A 617-nucleotide genomic window follows, 5' to 3' on the forward strand; every position below is an offset into this window, starting at 1 on the left:
GGCAGGTAGGGCGAGTGGCCGAGCGCTTGGATGCCACTGGTTTGCTCGTCGGACGCCCGGCCCCGGTGTTCGTCTTCGACTCCGGCTACGACCTGACCCGCACCAGCTTTCTGACCAGCCAGGACGGGCTGGAAGTTCAGATCCTGGGACGCGTGCGTTCGGATCGGGTCTACTACGCGGCCCCGTCCGGGCACCGGCCTGACGGTCAGCCCGGACGGCCGAGGAAGCACGGGGAGCGGTTCGAGCTGAGCAGCCCCGTCACCTGGCCTGTTCCCGACGAACAACTCACCGCGGACAACCCGCGCTACGGCGCGGTGGAGGTCTCCGCCTGGCACGGCCTGCACCAGAAACTGACCAGGCAGGCCGGCTGGACCGGCTTCGTCGGGCCGATGCCGATCGTGCCGGGCACCGTGATCCGCATCAAGGTCGAGCGGCTGCCCGGCAACCGGGCACCACAGGATCTATGGCTGTGGCACACCGCGCCCGCTCACACGACCTTCGACCTGGACCTGCTGTGGAAGACCTACCTTCGCAGGTTCGACGTCGAGCACACCTTCCGGCTGATCAAGGGAGTACTGGGCTGGACACGCCCACAGATCCGCACCCCCGAGCAGGGG

1 protein-coding gene is annotated in these 617 nt (G+C 68.2%); it reads left to right on the forward strand.

Features of this window, described 5'->3' with window-relative positions; all coding sequences use genetic code 11:
• Positions 1 to 14: 14 nt before the first annotated feature.
• On the forward strand, positions 15 to 617 hold a 603-nt coding region (locus VXC91_RS46625; RefSeq protein ID WP_329513369.1), incomplete at its 3' end, for a transposase.

The organism is Streptomyces chiangmaiensis, from assembly GCF_036281785.1.
GTDB classification, from domain to species: domain Bacteria; phylum Actinomycetota; class Actinomycetes; order Streptomycetales; family Streptomycetaceae; genus Streptomyces; species Streptomyces chiangmaiensis.